Here is a 20,828-nt window from a genome sequence, read left to right on the forward strand (position 1 = left end):
TTACTCTGTTTTATTTAAGCTAACTCTTTAGCTTAGCTTACTTAGGGTAATAATTTTTCCATCGGCTGCTTCTGCATCACTATGGTCATGGGTCACCATAATTGCAGGCAGTTGATGATATCGAATTTGCTCAAACACCAATTCACGAGTATCTTCGCGCAGTTGTGAATCTAGTTTGCTAAAAGGCTCATCAAGCAAAATTGCTTTAGGTTCACTTAGTAATACGCGAAGCAATGCAACTCGCGCTTGTTGGCCACCTGAGAGGTTATCAGGGTGTCGATCAGCTAAACCTTTCAAACCAACTTGCGCTAATGAAGCTTCTATTTTATCAAGACGTTGTTTTTTATTACCCGGCGGCATAGCAAAAGCGATATTACCTGCCACTGATAAATGAGAAAACAACAAAGCATCTTGATATAGCACACCAACATGTCGTTGATGTGCAGGTGTAAAAGTAATATTAGTATCGTTTAACCACACTTCTCCATTGGCATGAAAGCCAGATGGAAGAGCGCCCGTTAGCCAGTTAAGTAAACTTGATTTACCACTGCCCGACGGCCCCATAAGTGTGAGAATTTCACCACCATTAACTTGTTCGTTTAAACTCAGTAATAACTCGTTTTGACGAAACAATTGTAAATTCTTTATATGTAAAGATGATTGCATTTAATAACCTTAACGATGTGCAACTTTGTAAATAAACTTAGGTAAAACCCACGCCAATATAAAACCAATAAGCGGTAATAACATTTGCATAAGTGCGTACACAGCGCTGGTACGTCGACTTGCGCCATTAGCTAGGGTGATAGCTTCAGTGGTAATGGTAGTTATACGTCCCCCGCCAGCTAATAATGTTGGTAAGTACTGACCAAAACTTATTGCTAAACCTAATGCTGCCGCAATTAAGATCGGTGCAATTAATTGCGGCAGTTTTACTTTTAAGAACACTTTACAAGGTTTAGTGCCTAAACTGGCAGCAACAATAGCAAAACGTGAATCTAATTGTCTGTAACTACTCGCCAAAGACAAAAACACATAGGGTAAAACAAACAACAAATGCGCTATCACCACATTAATATAGCTAATAAAACTGACTTGCACTGCTATTAATTGTTGTATCCAAACAAGTCCGAATAAAAACGCAATACTAGGCACAAGCAAAGGAATATAAATAATTAAACTGGTAAAGCGTGACAGTAACTTTCCTTTTATTTGCTCTGATTCTAAGCAAAGTAGCGTTAATGAAATCGCAATTAATGTCGTTATTATACCGATAACCAGAGTATTAACTAAAGGCTCGCCCATTTGCATTACAGCACTTTGCCAGTGTAATAAGGTGAATGAATCAGGTAGTGCCGACGGGAAACGCCAAAAACCTGCAATTGACCAAAGCACTAAACCAAGTAAAGCTAGGCCAATAAAACTAATAACTAATATTGTTATCGCACCTGTCACTTTTTGCCAGTAAGAGCCAGCGTATTCACGTTTACCGTTGGTGAGTGATTCACAAAATAAGCATTTAACCAATTTCTCGCCTAAAAGCCATAATGCTAACAAACCACCTGTTAATGCTAGTTGTATTAAAGCGCCTGCTGAGGCCTTAATACGTAAATTTAAATCAACATCGTTAAACCAATGCATAATAGCAACAGCAAGTGTTGGTGGCGTATTAGGTCCTAATATAAGCGGCATTTCGACACTTGAACTAGCGTAAGCTAATACAGCTAAAAGTGGTAAACGTAATAAAGGATATAAACTAGGCAGTACAACTTTATAAAAAGCTGTCATTGGGCAATATCCCAAATTAAGCGCTACTTTATGTTGTTGGCGCAACTTCTTACCTAATTCAGGTTGAGCTAAAGCGCCTAAAGCCATTAATAATAAAAATGGTAGCTCTTTAAGGGTTAAGCCTAAAATGATACTAATACCGTATGGATCGTGCGGAAACATTCCATTAGGCGCTAATTCCCAACCACTTAGCCAAGGAGAAAATAAACGAGAAATCATACCTGATGGTGCAATTAAAAAACCAACCGCAATGGCAGCCGCGGCATGAGGAATAACAAGAATAGGACTTAAAACTTGTTGAATACGATCTAACCACACACTATTAAAAAACGCCCCTAATATCATCAAGGTAACAACAAAAGCGAGTAACGTACTCAATAAACCTGTTGCAATACTCAAACCGATCATCCGGCCAAAACCTGATGTTTGCCAAAGAGCATTGAAGCCCTGTAAGCCCAAATCATATTGACTCAATGCTGGTGCCCAACCAAAAGCGGGAAGTAAAACACCAATTAAGCCGCCAAATACAGGCACAATTAGTAATAGCAGTAGAAATTTAGGGCTAAATTTAACCATACGCGTAAACCAATCAGTTGAATGATTTAACTGACTGCCGCTTTGGCTATTTTTTTGCTTACTTTTTTGAATAGTACTTTTACTGCTGTTTATTTCAGTCACGGAGTAACTCCATAACGTTTTTTCCAGCCTTGCGTTATAGCTTCAACCCAACTTGGGTGAGGCTCACTTAAGGTACGTGTAATACTATTAAAAGCTAAAGCACTTGGATGTGGTGTTTGTGTTTTAAATAAGTTTTGTTGTGATGCTGTTAACGTAGAAGCAATAAGCACTGTTTTATCACCCCACACTTCTGCTTGTTGCTTATAAGCTTGTGCTTGTGGGCTCAATAAAAAGTTGGCGACAAGTTGTGCACCTGCGGCATGGCTAGCATTATAAGGAATGCCAACAAAATGTGTATTACTTAAACTGCCATCGGCCATAGCATAACTGCGAATACTTTGCGGTAAATCGTAACGTTTAACCGCTGCCGGAATTTCAGGGCCTGAAAAAGTAAATGCTAAACTTAATTCGGTATCATCCACTAAACGACGCATTTCAACACCTGTTTGCATAAAGTGTTTACCTTTGCGCCACAAATTAGGATGTAATTCATCTAAAAAAGCCCATAAAGGCTGTAAAACTTCGTCGATATTTTCTGATGTTGCAGCGGCATAAAGCGGATCTTGATAACTATCTCCACTTTGTTTATCTACGTTTTTATCTTTTAAAACAGTAAGACTATCTTGGTGCAAAACCACCAAAGCATATTTTAAAAAACTCAAACCTAAAAAAGCAGGCGGCTTTGGATAGCCAAATCGGCCAGGATGCTGTTTTGTCCACGTTAATAATTCACCTAAGTTTTGCGGCGGTGTAGAAGTAGCCAGTTGATCATAATAAAAGGTCAACGATGCTTGTCCCCATGGAGATTCCATCCCCAGAGTTGGCACACCAAAATCTAGGGTAACGGCAGGATTATTTTCAGGATCGGTTAGCTTAAAGTTAGGTAATTGATCTGCCCAGCCTTTTAATAATAAAGAATGTTCAGCCATAGTCGAAAAGTTAGCACCGTTGATCCAAACTAAATCGACATTGCCTTGCGTGTTATTATTTGCTGACTTTTCAGCAAGTACACGACTCACAGCTTCGCTGGTGTCACTAAGTTTTACGTGTTGTAAATCAATTTGGTACTGTGCTTTAACTTGCTGAGCAACCCATTGAATATAAGCATTTATTTGAGCGTCTCCACCCCATGCATGAAAATATACAGGCTGATTTTCACCTTTTTTCTCAATATTTTGCCAATGTAAAGTTGATGCTATGCTAACGACAGGTTCACTAGGTGTAACTTTATGAAGGATAGCTTCATCAGATACAGTTGCATTGACACTCGTTACACTCACTAAAACGCACAAAATACTTCCCCACAAAGCAACAATAAATAATTGCTTTGGGGTAGTAATAAAATAGCTAAATGGAGATGACAAGCTTTTAACGCGCGGCATTCAAGTCCCAGTTATAGTCTAAAAAGTCAATATCAACTTGATTAGTCTTTAGTAACTTTTGCTGTGTTTCTGTCAAGTTCAACACATCGCTATATAAAAGTATAAAGCTTGTTAATGAATTCGAACCTCTAAAGCCTTTTTCAAAATCACCACCATACCATTTAAAAATTGATGAAATTTGTAATTCTTTGGTCGTTAATTTGTTACGACTGTCATCACTTAAAAAACGTATCGTTTGTTGTTGTAACTGTTGTTCTAGAGCCTCAGCAGTATAAGCTTCTCCACGTAAAGCGGGACAACCAATGCTGGCACAATTAACGGCAAAATGAATACGTGGATCAGGATAATTACCGCTTCCACGAATTAATTCATGTTCAATTTCATCTAAACTACGTTTTTTACCCAATAAGGAAACAAATTCTTTACTCCACGGAGAGCTAAATATGCTTCCTAGATCTTTAATTGATTTTAAATCTGGGTATTCAGTTAAGATAAATGACACTGTCCATGCATTGTATGCGTTAATTAAAAAAGCTAGTTGTTTTGCATTTGACCACTGTTCGAAAGTAGCTTGATCAATCTTGCTTAGCGAAGTTAAATAACTATTTAACTTCGCTTCTTCTTTTTTAAATCCAGCATAGTCAACCGCTGTACTATGATCATTATTAATACTTTTAACATGTTGGCTTAATAATGCTTGCCAAGGTTGATGTAAACCTTGCGCAAAACTAACAGTGCTAAATAAGACACTGACTACAATTAAAACACCGCCTAATGGTTGTTTCAGCTGCTTAAGCATAGTTTGTCCAACTGTTTGTAATACAGATAACATTAGCCTCTTCTCCATGTGTGATATTTTTCAAGCCAGTTTAAAACAGTTTCAGGCGCATGGGCTCTTTTCCACTCACCAGCTGCATACTTATTACCTTCAGCCCAAGTTGGGTAACTATGGATAGTGCCTAAAATTTTGTTAAGACCTAAACCATGTTTCATTGCTAAAACAAACTCAGCAATTAAATCACCGGCATGTTCAGAGACCACCGTTACACCTAAAATTTTGTCTTTACCCTTAGGCGTAATTACTTTGATAAAACCTTTAGTTGCACTGTCTGTTATTGCACGATCTAGCTCTTCAAATTCAAAGCGAGTAATTTCGTAATCTATACCTTTATCAATTGCATCTTGTTCGTTTAAACCAACACGCGCTACTTCTGGGTCAATAAATGTTGTCCAGGGAATTACGCGGTAATCCACTTTAAACTTTTTAAGATGACCAAATAAACCGTTAACTGCTGCGTACCAACCTTGATGCGCTGCAACATGGGTAAACTGGTATGGACCAACAATGTCGCCTGCTGCAAAGATATTGGGGTATAAAGTTTCTAAATATTCATTTGTTACAACAGTACGATTAGTTTCAATACCTAGTTCTTCAAGTCCGTAACCTTTAAGACGTGCGCTACGTCCTACAGCACATAATAACTCGTCGTACTCAATTTCTAATTCTTTATCCTTTCCTTCGATTAGGCGCTTAACAATAATGAATTTCTTACCATCGCGCACTTCACAACGTAATGCCTGATGAGAAGTTAAAATGTTAACGCCACTTTCAGTTAATGCTTCGTGAGCGAATGTAGAAACCTCAAGATCTTCTTTGATCATGATGCGCTCTGCCATTTCGATTTGTGTAACATTTGAACCTAAACGAGCAAAACTTTGTGCTAACTCACTACCAATTGGACCGCCACCAAGCACAACAAGCTTTTTAGGTGCTTCGTCTAATTCAGCAAACTTGCTCCATAATGTATCACTAGTTACATAACCTGTTTCTTCGATACCTGGTAAAGGCGGAACAAATGGACGTGCACCTGTCGCAATAACAATAGTACGAGCTGTTAGTGTTTGTGTGCCACCATCATTTAATTTAATTTCAACAGTCCACGGGTCAATTAACTTACCGTAACCTTTAACGACTTCTACGCCTAAATTAGTGTAGCGTTCAACACTATCGTGTGGTGCAACATCTGCGATAACTTTATGAACACGTGCCATTACTTTTTTAAATGAAAACTGTGGAGTAGCATTTTCTAGACCGTAATGCTCACCGTGACGAATTTGCTCTGCTATTTTTGCACTTTTGATAATGGCTTTACTTGGTACACAACCGTAATTTAAACAGTCACCACCCATCTCTCCCGCTTCAATAAGGGTAACTTTTGCTTTTACTGCCGCAGCAATATAACTTGTTACTAAGCCACCAGCACCGGCACCAATAACAATCATGTTGCGGTCGAATTTTTTAGGTTTTGAATAATTTTTGTATACACGACGTTTTTTAAACACGTTGATGATTCCTTTTGCAATAAATGGGAATATTCCTAATAAAGCGAATGATAAAATTAAGTTAAAAGATAAAATGCCAGATAAGCTATCTATTTTGGCAAGCTCAGTACCAGCGTTAACAAATACAAATGTTCCTGCGATCATACCTACTTGGCTTACCCAGTAAAAAGTCCAAGATTTAATTGCAGTTACGCCCATTAATAAGTTAATTAGAAAGAACGGAAATACGGGTACTAAACGTAATGTGAATAAATAAAAACCACCTTCTTTTTCTACACCGGCATCAATAGCAGCTAAGCGCTCTGGAAACTTCTGCTTGATAGAATCGCGCAGTAAATAACGTGAGACTAAAAACGCCAAAGTAGCACCAATAGTCGAAGCAAAAGAAGCAACTAACAAGCCTTCTACTAAACCAAATAAGGCACCTGCAGCCAGTGTTAAAATAGCAGCACCAGGTAATGAAAGTGCGGTTACAATAACGTATAAAACAAAAAATCCGCCAATCACTAACCAAGGTGATTGCTCTCGCCACTCGTTAAATTGTGACATTGACCCTTTTAGCCCATCTAACGTTAATAGTTGGTTTAGATCAAAATGAAAGAATAGTGCTACCAAAGTAACCGCTATAATTAATAAGAGTAATTTCTTTAACATAAAGTATTGCCTTAAAATGTATATTGTAGAGTGACTTTGGCGTGAATAGGTAATTCAGGAAACACCAAAGTTGAACCAAAATAACCGCCCTCAAATACAGGCCTCCAGTTTTTTTGGTTAGTTATATTGTTAACATCAATACGTAGTTTTGCTTGTTTGTTAATAGTATAGCTAGAATTAACATTTAACGTATATTGGTCGCGAATTTGTACTGTTGCTAAGTAATCAAGTGGATAACTTGATGTATAAAGGGCAGCAAAACCTGCTTGCCATTTATCAGTAATATAACGACCACCATTTAGCGTTAATGATTGTTCTGGAATACCTTGTAATCGACGGTTTGAACGTTCAAATGACGCAAAATTGGGCGCTCCGATGCCAGTACCTTCAATGATATCTGGACGAGAGTTATCAAAAGCATCCGCTACTTGTGTTGAGCTTTGGCTACTAGTTGAGTTGTCATAACGCGCATCAATATAGCTGTAGCCAAGGTTAAACCAATAAGGGGCTGCATCATAAAATACTTGTAACTCGACACCTTTGGTTTCGATACCGGTGTTGCTGCCATCTCGGTTACGTAAACTTCGACGTTGATTAAATATTGCCGTATCAACATACCAAGAGCTGTCACTAGGAATATATTTTAAACCCACTTCATGTAACGTATTATCTGTAGCAAAGTTTTGTGCGCTAATTAAATTATCTGCCCCTAATGTAATACCACCTGCCATACTATTTGATGTAGCTTGATTATAACTAGTCGCAGCATACACGGTAATATCAGAATCTAGCTTATAGTTAATGCTCGCTTGCCCAGAGTGTAACGTTTCATTAATCGTATCTTTTGCGGCTTCTTGCCCTGTAGGGGCGATAGGATCTCGAGCTTTCACATCGTAAAAATCAATACGATACCCTAAATTTGTGCGTAAACGCTCGCTCCATTGGCTATCTTGCTGAATGGCAAAACCTGTTTGCCAAGTTGTTGAGTCAGTTGTATCTGATAATGAAAAATCACCAACATTGTCGCCATTAATGTCGTACTGACCACCAGGTGAAACAAATAAACCAGGGCGTAGTTCAACTAATTTAGCTTGCTGCTCTGTTGTTAGCGGAATACGACGGTTTTCAATAGGACCCGTTAAATCAATAGGTAAATCCGCTTCTGTGGTAAATTGGCTGTAACCCAATACTTTGTTATAACGCACATCCACTGCAAAGATAGTTTGCTGTTCATTATTCCAATTATGACTTAATTCTAGTCTATTTTGCGCAGTATGAGCACCATCAATTATTTCAACAAAACTATTTTGTGCAATTTCATCACGAGTTAAGTGCTGATAATACGAAGTATTTTTTAATCGTGTTTGACCACTTAATTCTCGTGTATAGGTGCTATGTAACAAAAAGGTAGTCGCATCATTCTCATTATCTGGATCAGTTAATACATTACTTCTGTTTATTTTAACTTGCCCTGTAGGAGAAACAATAGCACCCGCACCAGGTACAGTGCTGCCATTACTTTGTACACCTTGACCTGTAATATACAAACCATCATCAATTAACGCTTGTGTAGGGCGATTAATTCCTGCGTTATCTGTGAACTCAACTTGATAATATTCAAAATTAATATCCCAAGTACTTTGACTGTCTGGTAAAAAACGAAAGGCGGTATAAATACTGTCGCTTTTAAAGCTACTGTAATCATAAAAACTACCGTTATCAATATGTTCAGCGCTTACGCGTATACCACTTTCACCTTCAATAATCGGTGCACCAACATCTATTTGAGCACTATATTGATCCCAGCGGCCAGCCGTTAAATTAATTTTTGCGGCACGCTCATCAATAGAGGCTTTTTTAGATTGTAAATTAACAAAACCACCATTACGTTGACTGCTACCAAACAATACTGTTGGCGCGCCTTTAACAACATCTATTTGATCAACTGAATTAAATGATAAAGGAATACCAAAGCCGTTATTACCAGCTTGTCGACGCATACCGTCTTGAAATAATTCACCTAATTGACCACGTAATGTAGGTAAACTTGGTGCGCCAAAACCACTTGCTGAATAACTATTCGGGCTAACAGCCAAGATATCTTGCAGACTGGTAATATTAAGCTGCTCCATCATTTCTTGAGTGATAGGCGTAATTGAGCGAGCAATATCACCTAAACCTAAGTCATCCCCAAAAGGGCCATTGACCATGGCATTTTTAGGCGAAATATTGTGGTTTTGAATCGCTCGCCCCGATATTTCAATCACTTCTGTGACTTCAGTGCTAAGTTCACTTTTTTCTTCAGCATATACGATTGGGATCTGAAGAATAAAAAGAATGCTAAGAGTTATTACGCTGTACTTCATGTTGCTATTTTTAATTATCGTTATATGATGACAAAATAGACCTAGGTTACTAAAAATAAATTTCAATTTTTATTATTGTTGGCTAACTTTATGCACAATCTGTAATTCATTAATGGTATTAATAAAGCATAAACCTCTTATATGTAATAGCTGTAGCAAAGCGCTTAGGCCCAATAACAATATAACGCTAGTTCACTCTTTTATTATTGGTTTTATTATTTCTTGGGCAATTAAATATTACACAGAACTCAGCTTTATCTAGCTAATTAGCGTAGACCTTTTTTTATACCAGTTTCATTAATTAAGTGAACAAATTTATACATAGAAAAAATTGCCAAATACAAGGCATTTATTTCAATAACTAGTTGTTATAATTATTAAATAAATAACGATGTAGTTGGTGATTTTAGCAAATAGAAATGATCACATAGTTAGTGAGGTTGGTATTATTATATTTTTTCAGCCGATAATTGATTTGCTATTCTCGCTTGAAGAAGGCGATACTCTCTGATAATTTCCTAATACCAACGTATACTAATTTCAGCGAATACTTGTTACAGACAAAAAATACAAAGACTCGTTACCGTTTATTCGAGTTAACTTTATTTTATATTTACCAAACAATGACACATCACTAAACTCATGTGTTAATGACAAAGGATATCCAATGATAGATTTCGATAATAAAGGTTTTTTCAAACTTAAGCAGAATGCTGAATACGCAGAAAAAGTAAATGATTTACTGTTAGATGATGAACGAATTGTTGATTCATTTAAATCGATGCGTGATGGCGTTATTTTTACCAGCAAAAGAATTATCGCCGTTAACGTACAAGGTATTACTGGCAGTAAAAAAGACTTTACCTCATTACCTTACAAAAACATTGTTGCCTATTCAATTGAGACATCAGGCACCTTCGATCTTGATTCTGAATTAGAAATTTACTTTTCAGCAATTGGTAAAGTTAAATTTGAATTTACAGGCAAATCTTCAATGGTTGAAATATCACGAATAATTTCAAGCTACTTACTGTAAGTTTGAATAATAATGCTGCGCTAGCATTATAAAAAAGACCATTCAAAGGGAATACTTACGGCTAGATAATATAAATTGATTTAGCCCTCTAAGTAATCCTTTCTTGTCTTTGAGATAAATTAGCATTGCATGCACATCCTGTGCAACTAACAATAATTATGATTAATAACAAACCTATTAAGGTTTAAATACCCCAATCACTTGCTCATGCTGACGTACTACCTCTTCAACTTGTGGCTCGCTTTGTGTCATTTGATCGCCACAACTAACACAAGTCACTTTTTCAACACCGTCTTCTTTTGTCAACGCTAACGTATCTTGCGCCTTACATTTAGGACAAACAGCCCCTGCAATAAATCTTTTTCTCTGCTGCTTTTTCATGTGTAATCGCCCTACTTAATAAGTTATTTAAATGACTAAAGTAATAAATAATCTGGATAATTGTTATTTTACCTTGAATAGTGGCAACAGGAAAAGCGACAATGCACAGGTATTTTATATTCAGCGCTTTTAGCTATTTTTCACTCATGATTTATATAAGGACAAAACATTGATCACCGCCAGCGATTTAAGCTTAGACAGAGGTGCAAAAAACCTAATAACAGCCTCTAGTTTCACTATACATCCTAACCATAAAGTGGGCTTAGTTGGTAGTAACGGCTGTGGTAAATCGTCTCTTTTCGCCGCTTTACTCGGAGAGTTATCGCCTGATGCAGGAGATTTATCTTTACCGAGCAGTTGGTCGATAGCAACAGTGAAGCAAGAAACACCGTCTCTTGAGCAATCTGCCCTTGACTATGTAATGGATGGCGACAAAGAATATCGCCAACTAGAACAGCAATTAGAGCAAGCGCGCCTCAATGACGATGGTAACCTAGAAGCAATATTAATCAATAAAATAGATACTATTCATGGTTATAGCTTACCTGCTCGTGCTGGAGAGTTATTACATGGTTTAGGCTTTTTACAAAATCAACTGACCAATCCTGTCAAAGATTTCTCGGGTGGTTGGCGAATGCGTTTAAACTTAGCGCAAGCATTAATAAGCCGTGCTGATTTATTACTGCTCGATGAACCAACCAACCATTTGGATTTAGACGCCGTTATTTGGCTACAACGCTGGTTGAAACGTTTTACTGGCACCCTAGTACTTATTTCGCATGATCGTGATTTTCTTGACACGGTGATTAATCAAATTTTACATATTGAACACCAACGCGCCAAGCTTTATAGCGGTAATTACACCTCTTTTGAAAGACAACGTGCTGAACATTTAGCCCAACAAGATGTACAGTTTCAGAAACAGCAAAAAGAAGCAGCCAACTTAACGGCCTTTGTTGATAGATTTAGAGCCAAAGCCAGTAAAGCTAAACAGGCGCAAAGTCGTTTAAAACGTTTAGAAAAGCTACCAAATTTAGCGCCTGCACATGTTGACAGCCAATTTACTTTTAATTTTGAACAACCAGACAACTTACCTTACCCATTACTGTCTCTCACTGAGAGTCAGTGTGGCTATAGCACTGAAGCCATCATCCTTAACGATGTAGGTTTAACGTTAGTACCTGGTAGTCGCATCGGTTTATTAGGTAGAAATGGCGCGGGTAAATCCACATTAATTAAATCACTCGCCGGTGAGATAGCCTTACTTAATGGCGAACGTTATTGTGCTCAAGAGTTAAAAATAGGTTATTTCTCTCAACATCAATTAGAACAATTACACGCTAGTTCAAGCCCTGTTGATCATATTCTTCGTGCAAAGCCTGCACTAGGTGAACCACAAGCGAGAAGCTTTTTGGGTAAGTTTGGCTTTAGTGGCGATCAAGCCCTTGAAGCTGTTATTAATATGTCTGGTGGTGAAAAAGCACGTTTAGTATTAGCACTTATTGTTTTAGAGAAGCCACAACTACTATTACTCGATGAGCCTACTAACCATTTAGATTTAGAAATGCGACAAGCTTTAGTGATGGCATTGCAAGATTTTGGCGGCGCTATAATCTTAATAGCGCATGATCGCTTTTTACTCGAATCTTGTGTTGATGAATTCTATTTGGTGGCTAATGGTAGTGTCATTGACTTCAATGGAGATATTGATGATTATCAACAATGGCTCAACGACGACAAAAAACAGACCTTTACTAATAATAAAATAGAAAACACGTCTAATGACAGTGATAATGAAGATAAAGGCTTAGACAAAAAACAGTTGCGTCAACAACAAGCGGAATTACGTAAGAAGTCTGCTCCATTACGCAAAGAGTCGGATAAGTTAGAAAAACAAATAGCTCAATGGCAAAAAGAGTTAGCACAAGTAGAGGCTTTACTTAGTGACAGTGATATATATCAAGCTGAACGCAAGAAAGAGTTAACAACACAACTCAAGCTACAGGCTAATTTAAAAGATAATATAGAAGAAAGTGAAATGCTTTGGCTAGAAATAGCCGAGCAAATTGAAGAAATCATGTCTTCAAATTAAAAATTTGAGCTACACTTATTTAAGCCGAGTTCAGTTTTTATGTTATGTAATAACACTTATTATTAATGAAAAAATATTAAAGAGAAAAGTTATGCGAAATTATATAAGCACATTTATTTTTTTACTGGCAAGTGGTTTTTCTACGCTAAGCCAAGGTAATGATCTTGAACAGGGTATTTACGAATTAAACCGTGGCGAATTTCATGCTGCTATTGAGCAATTTCGACCTTTAGTCGCTGAAGGTTATGCACCTGCACAATATCAAATGGCACTTGTTTATCAAAACGGTTATGGCGTTCCTAAAGATGGTATGAAGGCTTTGGCATTATTTGAATTAGCTGCAGAGCAAAATGATTCTGATGCTCAATTCGAACTAGCCTTAATTTATACCGAAGGTAAACTAGTTAAACAAGACTTAAAAAAAGCATACCAATTAACCTATAAAGCAGCCAAAAAAGGTTTAGCAAGTGCGCAGTTTAATCTAGCCGTTATGTATGCAAATGGTACAGGTGTCGATCAAGATGACTTCAAAGCCTCTCGTTGGTATAAAAATGCCGCAGATCAAAATCACGCGTTGGCACAATTTAACCTTGCCTTACTTTATAGTGAAGGCAAAGGCGTAGAAAAAAGTACCGAAATGTCGCTTGTATGGAATACCATCGCGTCTTGGAATGGTTACCCTAATGCGAATACTAGCCGTATACTTGATGAACGAGAACTATCTAGAGTAAAAATAGACGCAGCAGTAGAAAAAGCGAATAAAATTTACCGTAAGATTATCGAGCAACAAACCATTAAAGCAGAAATGGCTAAAAAGAACGATTTATATTGATCTACATCACCTTATAAATATTAGAGGTTTACTATACTAAGCCTAATGATAAATATAAGGAGTTAATTATGAATTTTATTACTATGCTTAAGAATGATCCTGTTGTGATGTTTTCTATTGGCGGCTTAGCTATTGTATTGGGGATTTGTGCATTTTACGTTTATTACTTTATTAAACATATTAGTGACGATTCTTAATCGTTAACTTCAGGATGCTAATCTGTTTTTTTAATCGATAGAGTAATCGAGGCTTATGTCGTACAATAGCTTTTCTTAATGTACGACCTTCCTCAAAAGTAACCAATGATTATTCCATTAGATCAAATTCAAGAAGATACTCTAGATGCTATTATTGAAGAATTTATTTTACGTGAAGGCACAGACTACGGTGCTGTCGATACCAGTAAAGCAAATAAAATAGCTCAGGTAAAATTACAGTTAAAACAAGGTAGTGCCGTATTAGTTTACTCTGAACTACATGAAAGTGTTAATATTTTACCAAGTGATCAATTTAAACAAGAAGAAAGTTAATCTGCGACGATCATTATAGCGATTGAGATCCTAAACCAAGTTCAGGATAGCGGCAATAAATCACTAACGTAAATAATTACTACTGTTAATTATGCAGAGCCTGATCGCCAGTACTAATCGCTATAAATTTTTCGATGGGCTTTAATGACTTCTTCCCAAGGAATGTTTTGATTTCCTAAGCTAAGAAAGTCAGGGTTGAGTAGGCTATCCCTTTTATTATAAGTAAGAGGATTAAACTCACTGTCGATAATAGTGCCCCCCGCCTGCTCTAAAATACATTGGCTAGCTCCTGTATCCCACTCACCAGTAACACCTATACGTAAGTAGCAGTCAGCTCCACCTTCAGCAATTAAACAGTTTTTCAATGAACAACTACCCAATGCAACATGCTCAAAGTCAAAGTTTTTATTCAAGTACTGACCCATTAACTCTATCCGCTGACGTTTACTAATGGCTACTTTAATACGACGAGGTTCTTGATATTCTGCAACATGAATTTGATGACTACTATTATTAGTTTTAAGGTTACATTCCTTAAAAGCGCCTAAATTATTTTGTCCGTAATAAGTTAGGCAATGATCAGGCGCATGAATAACACCAATACTTGGCCAACCATTCTCAATTAATGCGATATTTACAGCAAAATCACCGCTACCAATAATAAACTCCCCCGTCCCATCAATAGGGTCAAGTAACCAATATCGTTGCCAGTTTTTTCGCTGCGATAACGGAACGGCCCCAACTTCTTCAGAAATAATTGGAATATCAGGCGTTAACGTTTTAAGTTGATCCATTAAGATATCATTAGAAGCTATATCAGCACTCGTAACAGGGCTATTATCTGACTTCATATTCGCAGTAAAGCTCTGATCTCGATAATACTTCATTACCTCAACGCCAGCTTTTTTAGCGCTTTCTAAGGCAATATTTAATAGCTTTTCGTCACTCATGCTCATATCTCTAATCCTGATTGGATAACTTGCTTGGGGAAAGGTAATCAATTAATAACATTAAGGCCGCGATACTGCGAGCTTCTTGAAAATCAGGTTGGCGTAATAACGCCTTATAGTCTTTAATTGGCCAAGGAACAACATCTAAGGGTTCAGGTTCATCACCTTCAAGCATTGAAGGATATAAATCACTAGCAACGAAGATATCCATTTTTGCGTTAAAGAAAGCGGGAGCCATCATCACTTGAGAGAGGAAGTTTAATTGCTTGCTACCATAAAAAATTTCTTCTTGTAATTCACGGTTAGCAGCCTCTTCAGGTGATTCTCCTGGATCAATTAACCCTTTAGGAAAACCTAACTCATAACTATGAGTACCTGCGCAATATTCTCTTACTAATAATATAGTATCAGCGTCGAGCATAGGTACTATCATTACCGCACCATTTCCAGAGCCAACCATTCGTTCATACTGGCGCTCTTCGCCATTACTAAAAGTTAGTTCAAGCTGTTCAATAGCAAATAAACGACTTTTTGCCACTTGATTTCGACTATTGATCTTTGGTAATTTATTTTTCCCTATCATAAGCTTGCGTATTTCGTTCTACATAACGCTATAATGACACGATAAACATCAATTATGGAACCTCTAAATGCTCAATTGGGAAAAAATTAACTTAGTTCTGCTCGATATGGACGGTACTTTATTAGACTTACATTTCGATAATTTTTTTTGGCATAACCATATCCCATCTAAATACGCCCAAGCACACAATGTCTCCTTAGCTGAAGCTCAACGATATTTACATATTGAAACCAGTAAAGTGGCCGGAGAAATTGAGTGGTATTGTTTGGATTATTGGACTGATAAACTTGATTTACCCATTGTTGAGTTAAAAAAAGAAATTCAGCATAAAATTGCGCTACGCCCAGATACATTACCTTTTTTATCTGCGCTTAAAGCAGCAAATAAACAAGTGGTATTGTTAACAAATGCTCACCCCGATAGTTTGTCGCTCAAGGTTGAAAGAACAGCCTTAGATCAACATATTGATGTATTAATCTCAACTCACCGCTATGGTGCAACTAAAGAGTCACAAGTTTTATGGCAAAAGTTACAAGCCGACTTAAAATTTGAGAATGATTCAACATTATTTGTTGATGATAATTTAACAATTTTAAATAGCGCTAAGGAATTTGGTATACAACATTTACTTGCCGTAGCAAATCCAGATTCAACATTACCGAACATTAATGCCGCTCATCTACAAGGCTACTCTTACATAACAGACTATAAAAACATTATCGATGATATTATTTAATTGCCAGTGAAAGCTGTTATAAAACTTGGCTAAATGATTGCGCATTGCGTTTAAATAAATTTGCATGGCATTCAGCCAATATCGACAATGCAATGCTTTCAGGCAATGTGCCACCAATATTAAGACCCGCCGGACCTGCAAATACAAAAGGTAACATAGTTTCTTTGATATTCGCTTGCATGATCACTTGCTGCTTTCTATGTTGTGGCCCAAGTAAAGCCATATATTGTAAACTTGAATGTGCCAAAGCATGTAATGCATGTGCATCTATACTTATATTATGGCTCATTAAAATCGCAGCATTAACGTTTTTATCAGCGACAAAAGTTGCTAACACGCCAGCCTCACCTTTAATAAGATAATCAACATTTGCAAAATATTCTTTTCGAGCATTTGCGGGGCGAGGATCCCATAAAGAAACTTGCCAACCTAACTGCTTTGCCATATTAACTAAAGGTCTAGCATCAATTCCACCGCCAACAATAAGTAAATGCGGCTCAGGAGTAATAGGCGTCGCTAACCAAGTCGCCCTGTCTTTAATAAGTATATTATTGGTCTTGCTTTCATTTTTTGGTGCAACAAAGTTTGTTTCGGTCAAGCTTGATGCTGAAATAAGCGTAGCTGTTTCAGCTATATCAGTAACACACTTAGCTTCAAAATACGCTTTTCCATCAGTATTATCGTCAACAATACGCTGATAAAAGTAACCCGAAGTACGGTTATTAAGTGCTTCATAAACATCAATTAACGACAAATAGTCATTATCAGCATGAATCTGCTGCAACATGATATAAATAGTACCACCACAACCAATGCCTAAATGGAATGACATATCATCTTCATCAGAGCCGTCATAACACAATAGCTTTGTTACACCCGTTTGCATGACTTTACGTGCAGTAACGGCAATATCAGACTCTAAACAGCCACCACTTAACATACCTAATTGATGACCTTGACTACTAAATAACATCATAGCCCCTGCTTTTCGATAACAAGGGCCTTCCGTTTTATAAATAGTCGCTAAAACCCAATCGCAATTATCCTTATTGGGATACCATTGCGTTAACAAGTGTGACAAATGGTTACTAATGTTCATTCCAACCTATAAATTTAAACTAACATTGACGCAAACGATAAATCTCAATGACACTTACCTGAAGCTGTAAATACAACATAACTTAATACTGGCAAAAGAAGATAAAACAGGCTCGCAAGCCCTGTTAGTTTATCGTCAAACTCTCAAATTATAAGAGTAACTACTTATACCAAATTACACAGAAGTAAACGACCAAGCGGCGTATAATTACGATTAAATGCTATAAGATTTAAGTTACTCAAATAGCATTAAGCTATTAAAGTAGCAATATGGCCATTTTCAAATGACTCTACGCCTATTAACTAAAGCATATTACTTTTAACTGGCTACTTCTTTCTACAATAGACTTTAAATAATATCAGTAATAACAGTTGAAAACATATATTCACTAACAGTATTTAGTAACAAAAATAACACTTGCATAAATGCGCATATGTGATTATCTTGTAGTTCAATTTACACAATTACTTGAGATAATGTTTTGAATACTGAAAAATTAATGATTGCGCTAAATGAGTTTACTCATGTTGGAGGCGCTTTAGTCCTTATTATTGCTGTTGTTTCTATTCTTACCGGATTTATGCGTGAATACATTCCGCAAGATAAGCTACAGAAAAAATTAACTAAACATGAAAAATGGGGATCATTACTTGGCGCAAGCTTTGGTATGTTAACCCCTTTCTGCAGTGCAGCTGTGGTACCCGTTACAATGGGCATGGCATCCATGGGCGCTTCACTAGGTACAGTATTAAGCTTTTTAATTTCAGCCCCTTTATGTAACTTCATCGTATTAGCAATGATCTATGCAACCTTTGGCTTAAAAATCACAGTTATTTATTTAGTCATCACATTTACTGCAGCTGTTTTAGGTGGATGGTTGATTTCTAAATCGCCTTGGCGAAATGAGATCAAACGCGGTGAAGAATTAGAAGGACCTACATCACAGCCTAGTTGTGGTGGAGCAGTTCAAACATCGAGTGCATGTGCTGCAACTAGCCCTACTTCAACTAGTTGTGCTACTCAATCAAAAACACAGCCATCGATTAATTCAATAAATATGAATTGTGATTCATCTGCAACTCTGGTTATGGAGTCAGTTGAACCATCAAAAATCCACAAAGCATTGCGATTCGCATTAGCCTTATTCAAAAAGATCGTGCCTTATGTATTATTAGGTGCACTAATTAGTGGTTTGTCTGCTGCGTATTTACCAGCAGAATTAGTGGAAAAATATGTTGGCGGAGGTGATTTACAATCAATTATAATCGCTGCTGTTATTGGTGTGCCACTTTACTTACGTATTGAGATGGCAATCCCCTTATTAAGTGTTCTTATTCTTAAGGGAATGGCCTTAGGCCCAGCTTTAGCATTGATTATTGGTGGTACAGGTGCCAGTCTGCCTGAAATCGCGCTTGTGTCTGCTGTGCTAAAAAGAAAAGCCGTAATAGCATTTGTTTTTATTGTACTTACTACTGCTATTCTTGGTGGCGTGATCTTTCAATACCTAGTGTAAACAAGTCAGTAAATAAATTTCGATGTAGCCTTTCTGTTGGAGTTGGTATAATGGCTTTATATTATTTTAACGCAATCAGAAAGGTTATTAACTGATGGATGAGAAGTATATTGATGCACTAAAAGCTTTATCAGACCCCACTCGACTACGTTTGTTTTGGCTTTTAGTACATATAGATCAGAGGATTAATGTTGCTGAAGCTATGGATGTTATTGGTGACACGCAATATAACGTTTCTCGCAATCTAAAAATGCTGCACAAAGCTGGTTTAATCACCCCAACCAAACAAGGTAAGTGGGTTTATTATACTTTAAACGAGCAAACCGCTTTACATTGTAGAGCCTTAGTAGATTCAGTGAGATTTTTACCAGAGGAAAACTTCTCTGATGTCACTAAACGTTGTATGTTGCGTTTAGCCATGCGAGATAATGGTGAGTGTGTTGTTGGTGCCAATAGTGAACAATGGATATCAGCAAATAAGTAGATTGATTAAACCGAGTTCAGGTTGTGCGCTATAAACCTGAAATCAGTTATATCAATACTGAAACGCTTAATTATCTAGCATTATATGGGTTTTCACTCGGGGTAACTTCCATATAACGTACACAGGTATAATGGTCAGCATCAACCAGGCTAATTGTTCGGCTTCATTTAAAGGCAATAATTGTAATAAATAAACAATAACGGCTGAGCCACTCATTTGTACAAAGCCTAATAATGCTGATGCTGAACCTGCTTTTTCACCAAAAGGTGCCAGTGCTTGCCCTGCACAAGCTCCCATTAATACTGAAAAGCCAAGTGAGCTAACCATTATTGGCAGCATAAAGGCAATAGGTGTTTGAAAATCCAATAAAGCTAGCATTAACAAACCTGCAATACTTAATAACACCATACCCAAACCTATGGTTATTCTTGCGCCAAATTTAATTAAAACTCGAGGCGCGAGAAAACAAGCAACAATATTAATGACAGCATTTAAACTAAACCAAAAGACAAAGCTTTGCTGATCTAAACCTAACCTTACAATCAACCACGCCGGCGAACTACTGACATAAGCAATAATAATCGCCATTGATAACATCACCACCAAAGCATTAAACAAAAATACAGGGTGTTTCAACACGGGTATAAAATGCGTCAGATTAAAAAGATGTTTATGTTTTGCGGTCTGCTCTGGTCTGGTTTCTTTAAGCGTAAAATACAAAATAACACCAGCAAAGATAGCGTAGCCTGTCATAAATTCAAAATTACTACGCCAGCCAAAAGACTCTGTCAGGAAATTTCCTAATAATGGTGCCAGTGCCGGAATACAACAAATTGCACTATTTAAATAAGAATACATAACACCACTTTCTATTGCATTGTATTTGTCACGTACGCTAGCAAAAGCTGAGACAACTATCGCACATGCACCAACGCCTTGTAATAAACGTCCAATAAGAAAAAAGGTTAAGCTATCGGCATAAGCAGAAATAAGTGACGCCAAACCATAAATAAGTATGCCGCCCATAGCAACGGGACGACGACCATAGCGATCTGCTAGGGGACCACTTATTAACTGGCCAAAACCCAGACTTAAAATGAATATTGTTACGCTCCACTGAATTTGTGTCATTGGCACAACAAACTCTTTAGCCATAATAGGTAAAGCAGGTAAAAAGATATCGATAGCTAACGGGCTAAAAATAACCATTAAGATCAATAAAGGTAGTAGTTGTTTATTTGTCATATAAGTCTCAGTAATGATGACTGCGTAGTATAAGATATTGACGTTCGGAGCAGAAGGTAATTATGGTAAATTTCATTAAGCAAGTGATAACATTAAAATAACTCGGCTAAGAGCCGAAACAATATCCCGTTACTTT

19 protein-coding genes are annotated in these 20,828 nt (G+C 37.1%); 8 read left to right on the top strand and 11 right to left on the bottom strand.

The features are described 5' to 3' along the window. Positions 1–27: 27 nt before the first annotated feature. The 6 genes from KO509_RS14065 to KO509_RS14090 form a co-directional block, all read right to left on the bottom strand. Positions 28–666 (bottom strand): ATP-binding cassette domain-containing protein, encoded by a 639-nt coding sequence (locus tag KO509_RS14065; protein ID WP_215973904.1) that lies wholly within the window; start codon positions 664–666, stop codon positions 28–30. A gap of 9 nt (positions 667–675) precedes the next feature. Next, positions 676–2,364 carry an ABC transporter permease subunit gene (locus KO509_RS14070; protein WP_215974020.1) on the bottom strand — a complete coding sequence of 563 codons (1,689 nt, stop codon included), beginning with the start codon at positions 2,362–2,364 and terminating at the stop codon, positions 676–678. Positions 2,365–2,462: 98 nt separating this feature from the next. Next, complete coding sequence (locus KO509_RS14075) at positions 2,463–3,848, bottom strand: ABC transporter substrate-binding protein (protein WP_215973905.1); 1,386 nt, start codon at positions 3,846–3,848, stop codon at positions 2,463–2,465. Further along, positions 3,835–4,680, bottom strand: a complete 846-nt coding sequence (locus KO509_RS14080; protein ID WP_252727604.1) for a DUF547 domain-containing protein — start codon at positions 4,678–4,680, stop codon at positions 3,835–3,837. Before KO509_RS14080 ends, KO509_RS14075 begins: the two co-directional genes overlap by 14 nt. Then, positions 4,680–6,845 carry a bifunctional TVP38/TMEM64 family protein/FAD-dependent oxidoreductase gene (locus KO509_RS14085; RefSeq protein WP_215973906.1) on the bottom strand — a complete coding sequence of 722 codons (2,166 nt, stop codon included), beginning with the start codon at positions 6,843–6,845 and terminating at the stop codon, positions 4,680–4,682. Before KO509_RS14085 ends, KO509_RS14080 begins: the two co-directional genes overlap by 1 nt. 11 nt (positions 6,846–6,856) lie before the next feature. Continuing rightward, positions 6,857–9,211 carry a TonB-dependent receptor gene (locus KO509_RS14090; RefSeq protein WP_215973907.1) on the bottom strand — a complete coding sequence of 785 codons (2,355 nt, stop codon included), beginning with the start codon at positions 9,209–9,211 and terminating at the stop codon, positions 6,857–6,859. 667 nt (positions 9,212–9,878) lie between these two features. On the opposite strand from KO509_RS14090, the gene KO509_RS14095 reads away from it, so the two are divergent. Then, complete coding sequence (locus KO509_RS14095) at positions 9,879–10,247, top strand: PH domain-containing protein (RefSeq protein WP_215973908.1); 369 nt, start codon at positions 9,879–9,881, stop codon at positions 10,245–10,247. Between the two features lie 177 nt (positions 10,248–10,424). On the opposite strand, the gene KO509_RS14100 is transcribed toward KO509_RS14095, so the two are convergent. Continuing rightward, the gene (locus KO509_RS14100) at positions 10,425–10,628 is read right to left on the bottom strand and encodes a YheV family putative zinc ribbon protein (RefSeq protein WP_215973909.1); all 204 of its coding nucleotides are present in this window, start codon (positions 10,626–10,628) and stop codon (positions 10,425–10,427) included. A gap of 169 nt (positions 10,629–10,797) precedes the next feature. Here KO509_RS14100 and KO509_RS14105 point away from each other — a divergent pair, with 169 nt between their 5' ends. From KO509_RS14105 to KO509_RS14120, 4 genes are all read left to right on the top strand, one after another. Then, a complete protein-coding gene (locus KO509_RS14105; protein ID WP_215973910.1) occupies positions 10,798–12,720 on the top strand; it encodes an ATP-binding cassette domain-containing protein in 1,923 nt (640 codons plus the stop codon). A 91-nt stretch (positions 12,721–12,811) separates the two neighbouring features. Further along, positions 12,812–13,552 carry a tetratricopeptide repeat protein gene (locus KO509_RS14110; protein ID WP_215973911.1) on the top strand — a complete coding sequence of 247 codons (741 nt, stop codon included), beginning with the start codon at positions 12,812–12,814 and terminating at the stop codon, positions 13,550–13,552. A 68-nt stretch (positions 13,553–13,620) separates the two neighbouring features. After that, positions 13,621–13,749: a DUF3149 domain-containing protein gene (locus KO509_RS14115; protein ID WP_215973912.1), complete on the top strand. Its 129-nt coding sequence runs from the start codon at positions 13,621–13,623 to the stop codon at positions 13,747–13,749. 105 nt (positions 13,750–13,854) lie between these two features. Further along, positions 13,855–14,082, top strand: coding sequence for a YheU family protein (locus KO509_RS14120; protein ID WP_215973913.1), 228 nt, complete (start codon positions 13,855–13,857; stop codon positions 14,080–14,082). A 113-nt stretch (positions 14,083–14,195) separates the two neighbouring features. On the opposite strand, the gene cysQ is transcribed toward KO509_RS14120, so the two are convergent. Then, positions 14,196–15,032 (bottom strand): 3'(2'),5'-bisphosphate nucleotidase CysQ, encoded by an 837-nt coding sequence (cysQ, locus tag KO509_RS14125; RefSeq protein WP_215974022.1) that lies wholly within the window; start codon positions 15,030–15,032, stop codon positions 14,196–14,198. 10 nt (positions 15,033–15,042) lie between these two features. Further along, a complete protein-coding gene (gene nudE / locus KO509_RS14130; protein ID WP_215973914.1) occupies positions 15,043–15,615 on the bottom strand; it encodes an ADP compounds hydrolase NudE in 573 nt (190 codons plus the stop codon). Between the two features lie 67 nt (positions 15,616–15,682). Between nudE and yrfG the strand changes: the two genes are divergently transcribed. Next, positions 15,683–16,351, top strand: a complete 669-nt coding sequence (yrfG, locus tag KO509_RS14135) for a GMP/IMP nucleotidase (protein ID WP_215973915.1) — start codon at positions 15,683–15,685, stop codon at positions 16,349–16,351. A 16-nt stretch (positions 16,352–16,367) separates the two neighbouring features. Here yrfG and KO509_RS14140 read toward each other — a convergent pair whose 3' ends face one another. After that, a complete protein-coding gene (locus KO509_RS14140) occupies positions 16,368–17,450 on the bottom strand; it encodes an XdhC/CoxI family protein (RefSeq protein WP_252727606.1) in 1,083 nt (360 codons plus the stop codon). A gap of 481 nt (positions 17,451–17,931) precedes the next feature. Here KO509_RS14140 and KO509_RS14145 point away from each other — a divergent pair, with 481 nt between their 5' ends. Further along, positions 17,932–18,963, top strand: a complete 1,032-nt coding sequence (locus tag KO509_RS14145; protein ID WP_252727608.1) for a permease — start codon at positions 17,932–17,934, stop codon at positions 18,961–18,963. Between the two features lie 94 nt (positions 18,964–19,057). Then, positions 19,058–19,447 carry a metalloregulator ArsR/SmtB family transcription factor gene (locus tag KO509_RS14150; protein ID WP_215973916.1) on the top strand — a complete coding sequence of 130 codons (390 nt, stop codon included), beginning with the start codon at positions 19,058–19,060 and terminating at the stop codon, positions 19,445–19,447. Positions 19,448–19,513: 66 nt separating this feature from the next. Here KO509_RS14150 and KO509_RS14155 read toward each other — a convergent pair whose 3' ends face one another. After that, positions 19,514–20,692 (bottom strand): multidrug effflux MFS transporter, encoded by a 1,179-nt coding sequence (locus tag KO509_RS14155; RefSeq protein ID WP_215973917.1) that lies wholly within the window; start codon positions 20,690–20,692, stop codon positions 19,514–19,516. Positions 20,693–20,828 lie beyond the last annotated feature (136 nt).

Origin of the sequence: Colwellia sp. C2M11, from assembly GCF_018860915.1 — a bacterium.
Classification (GTDB): domain Bacteria; phylum Pseudomonadota; class Gammaproteobacteria; order Enterobacterales; family Alteromonadaceae; genus Colwellia.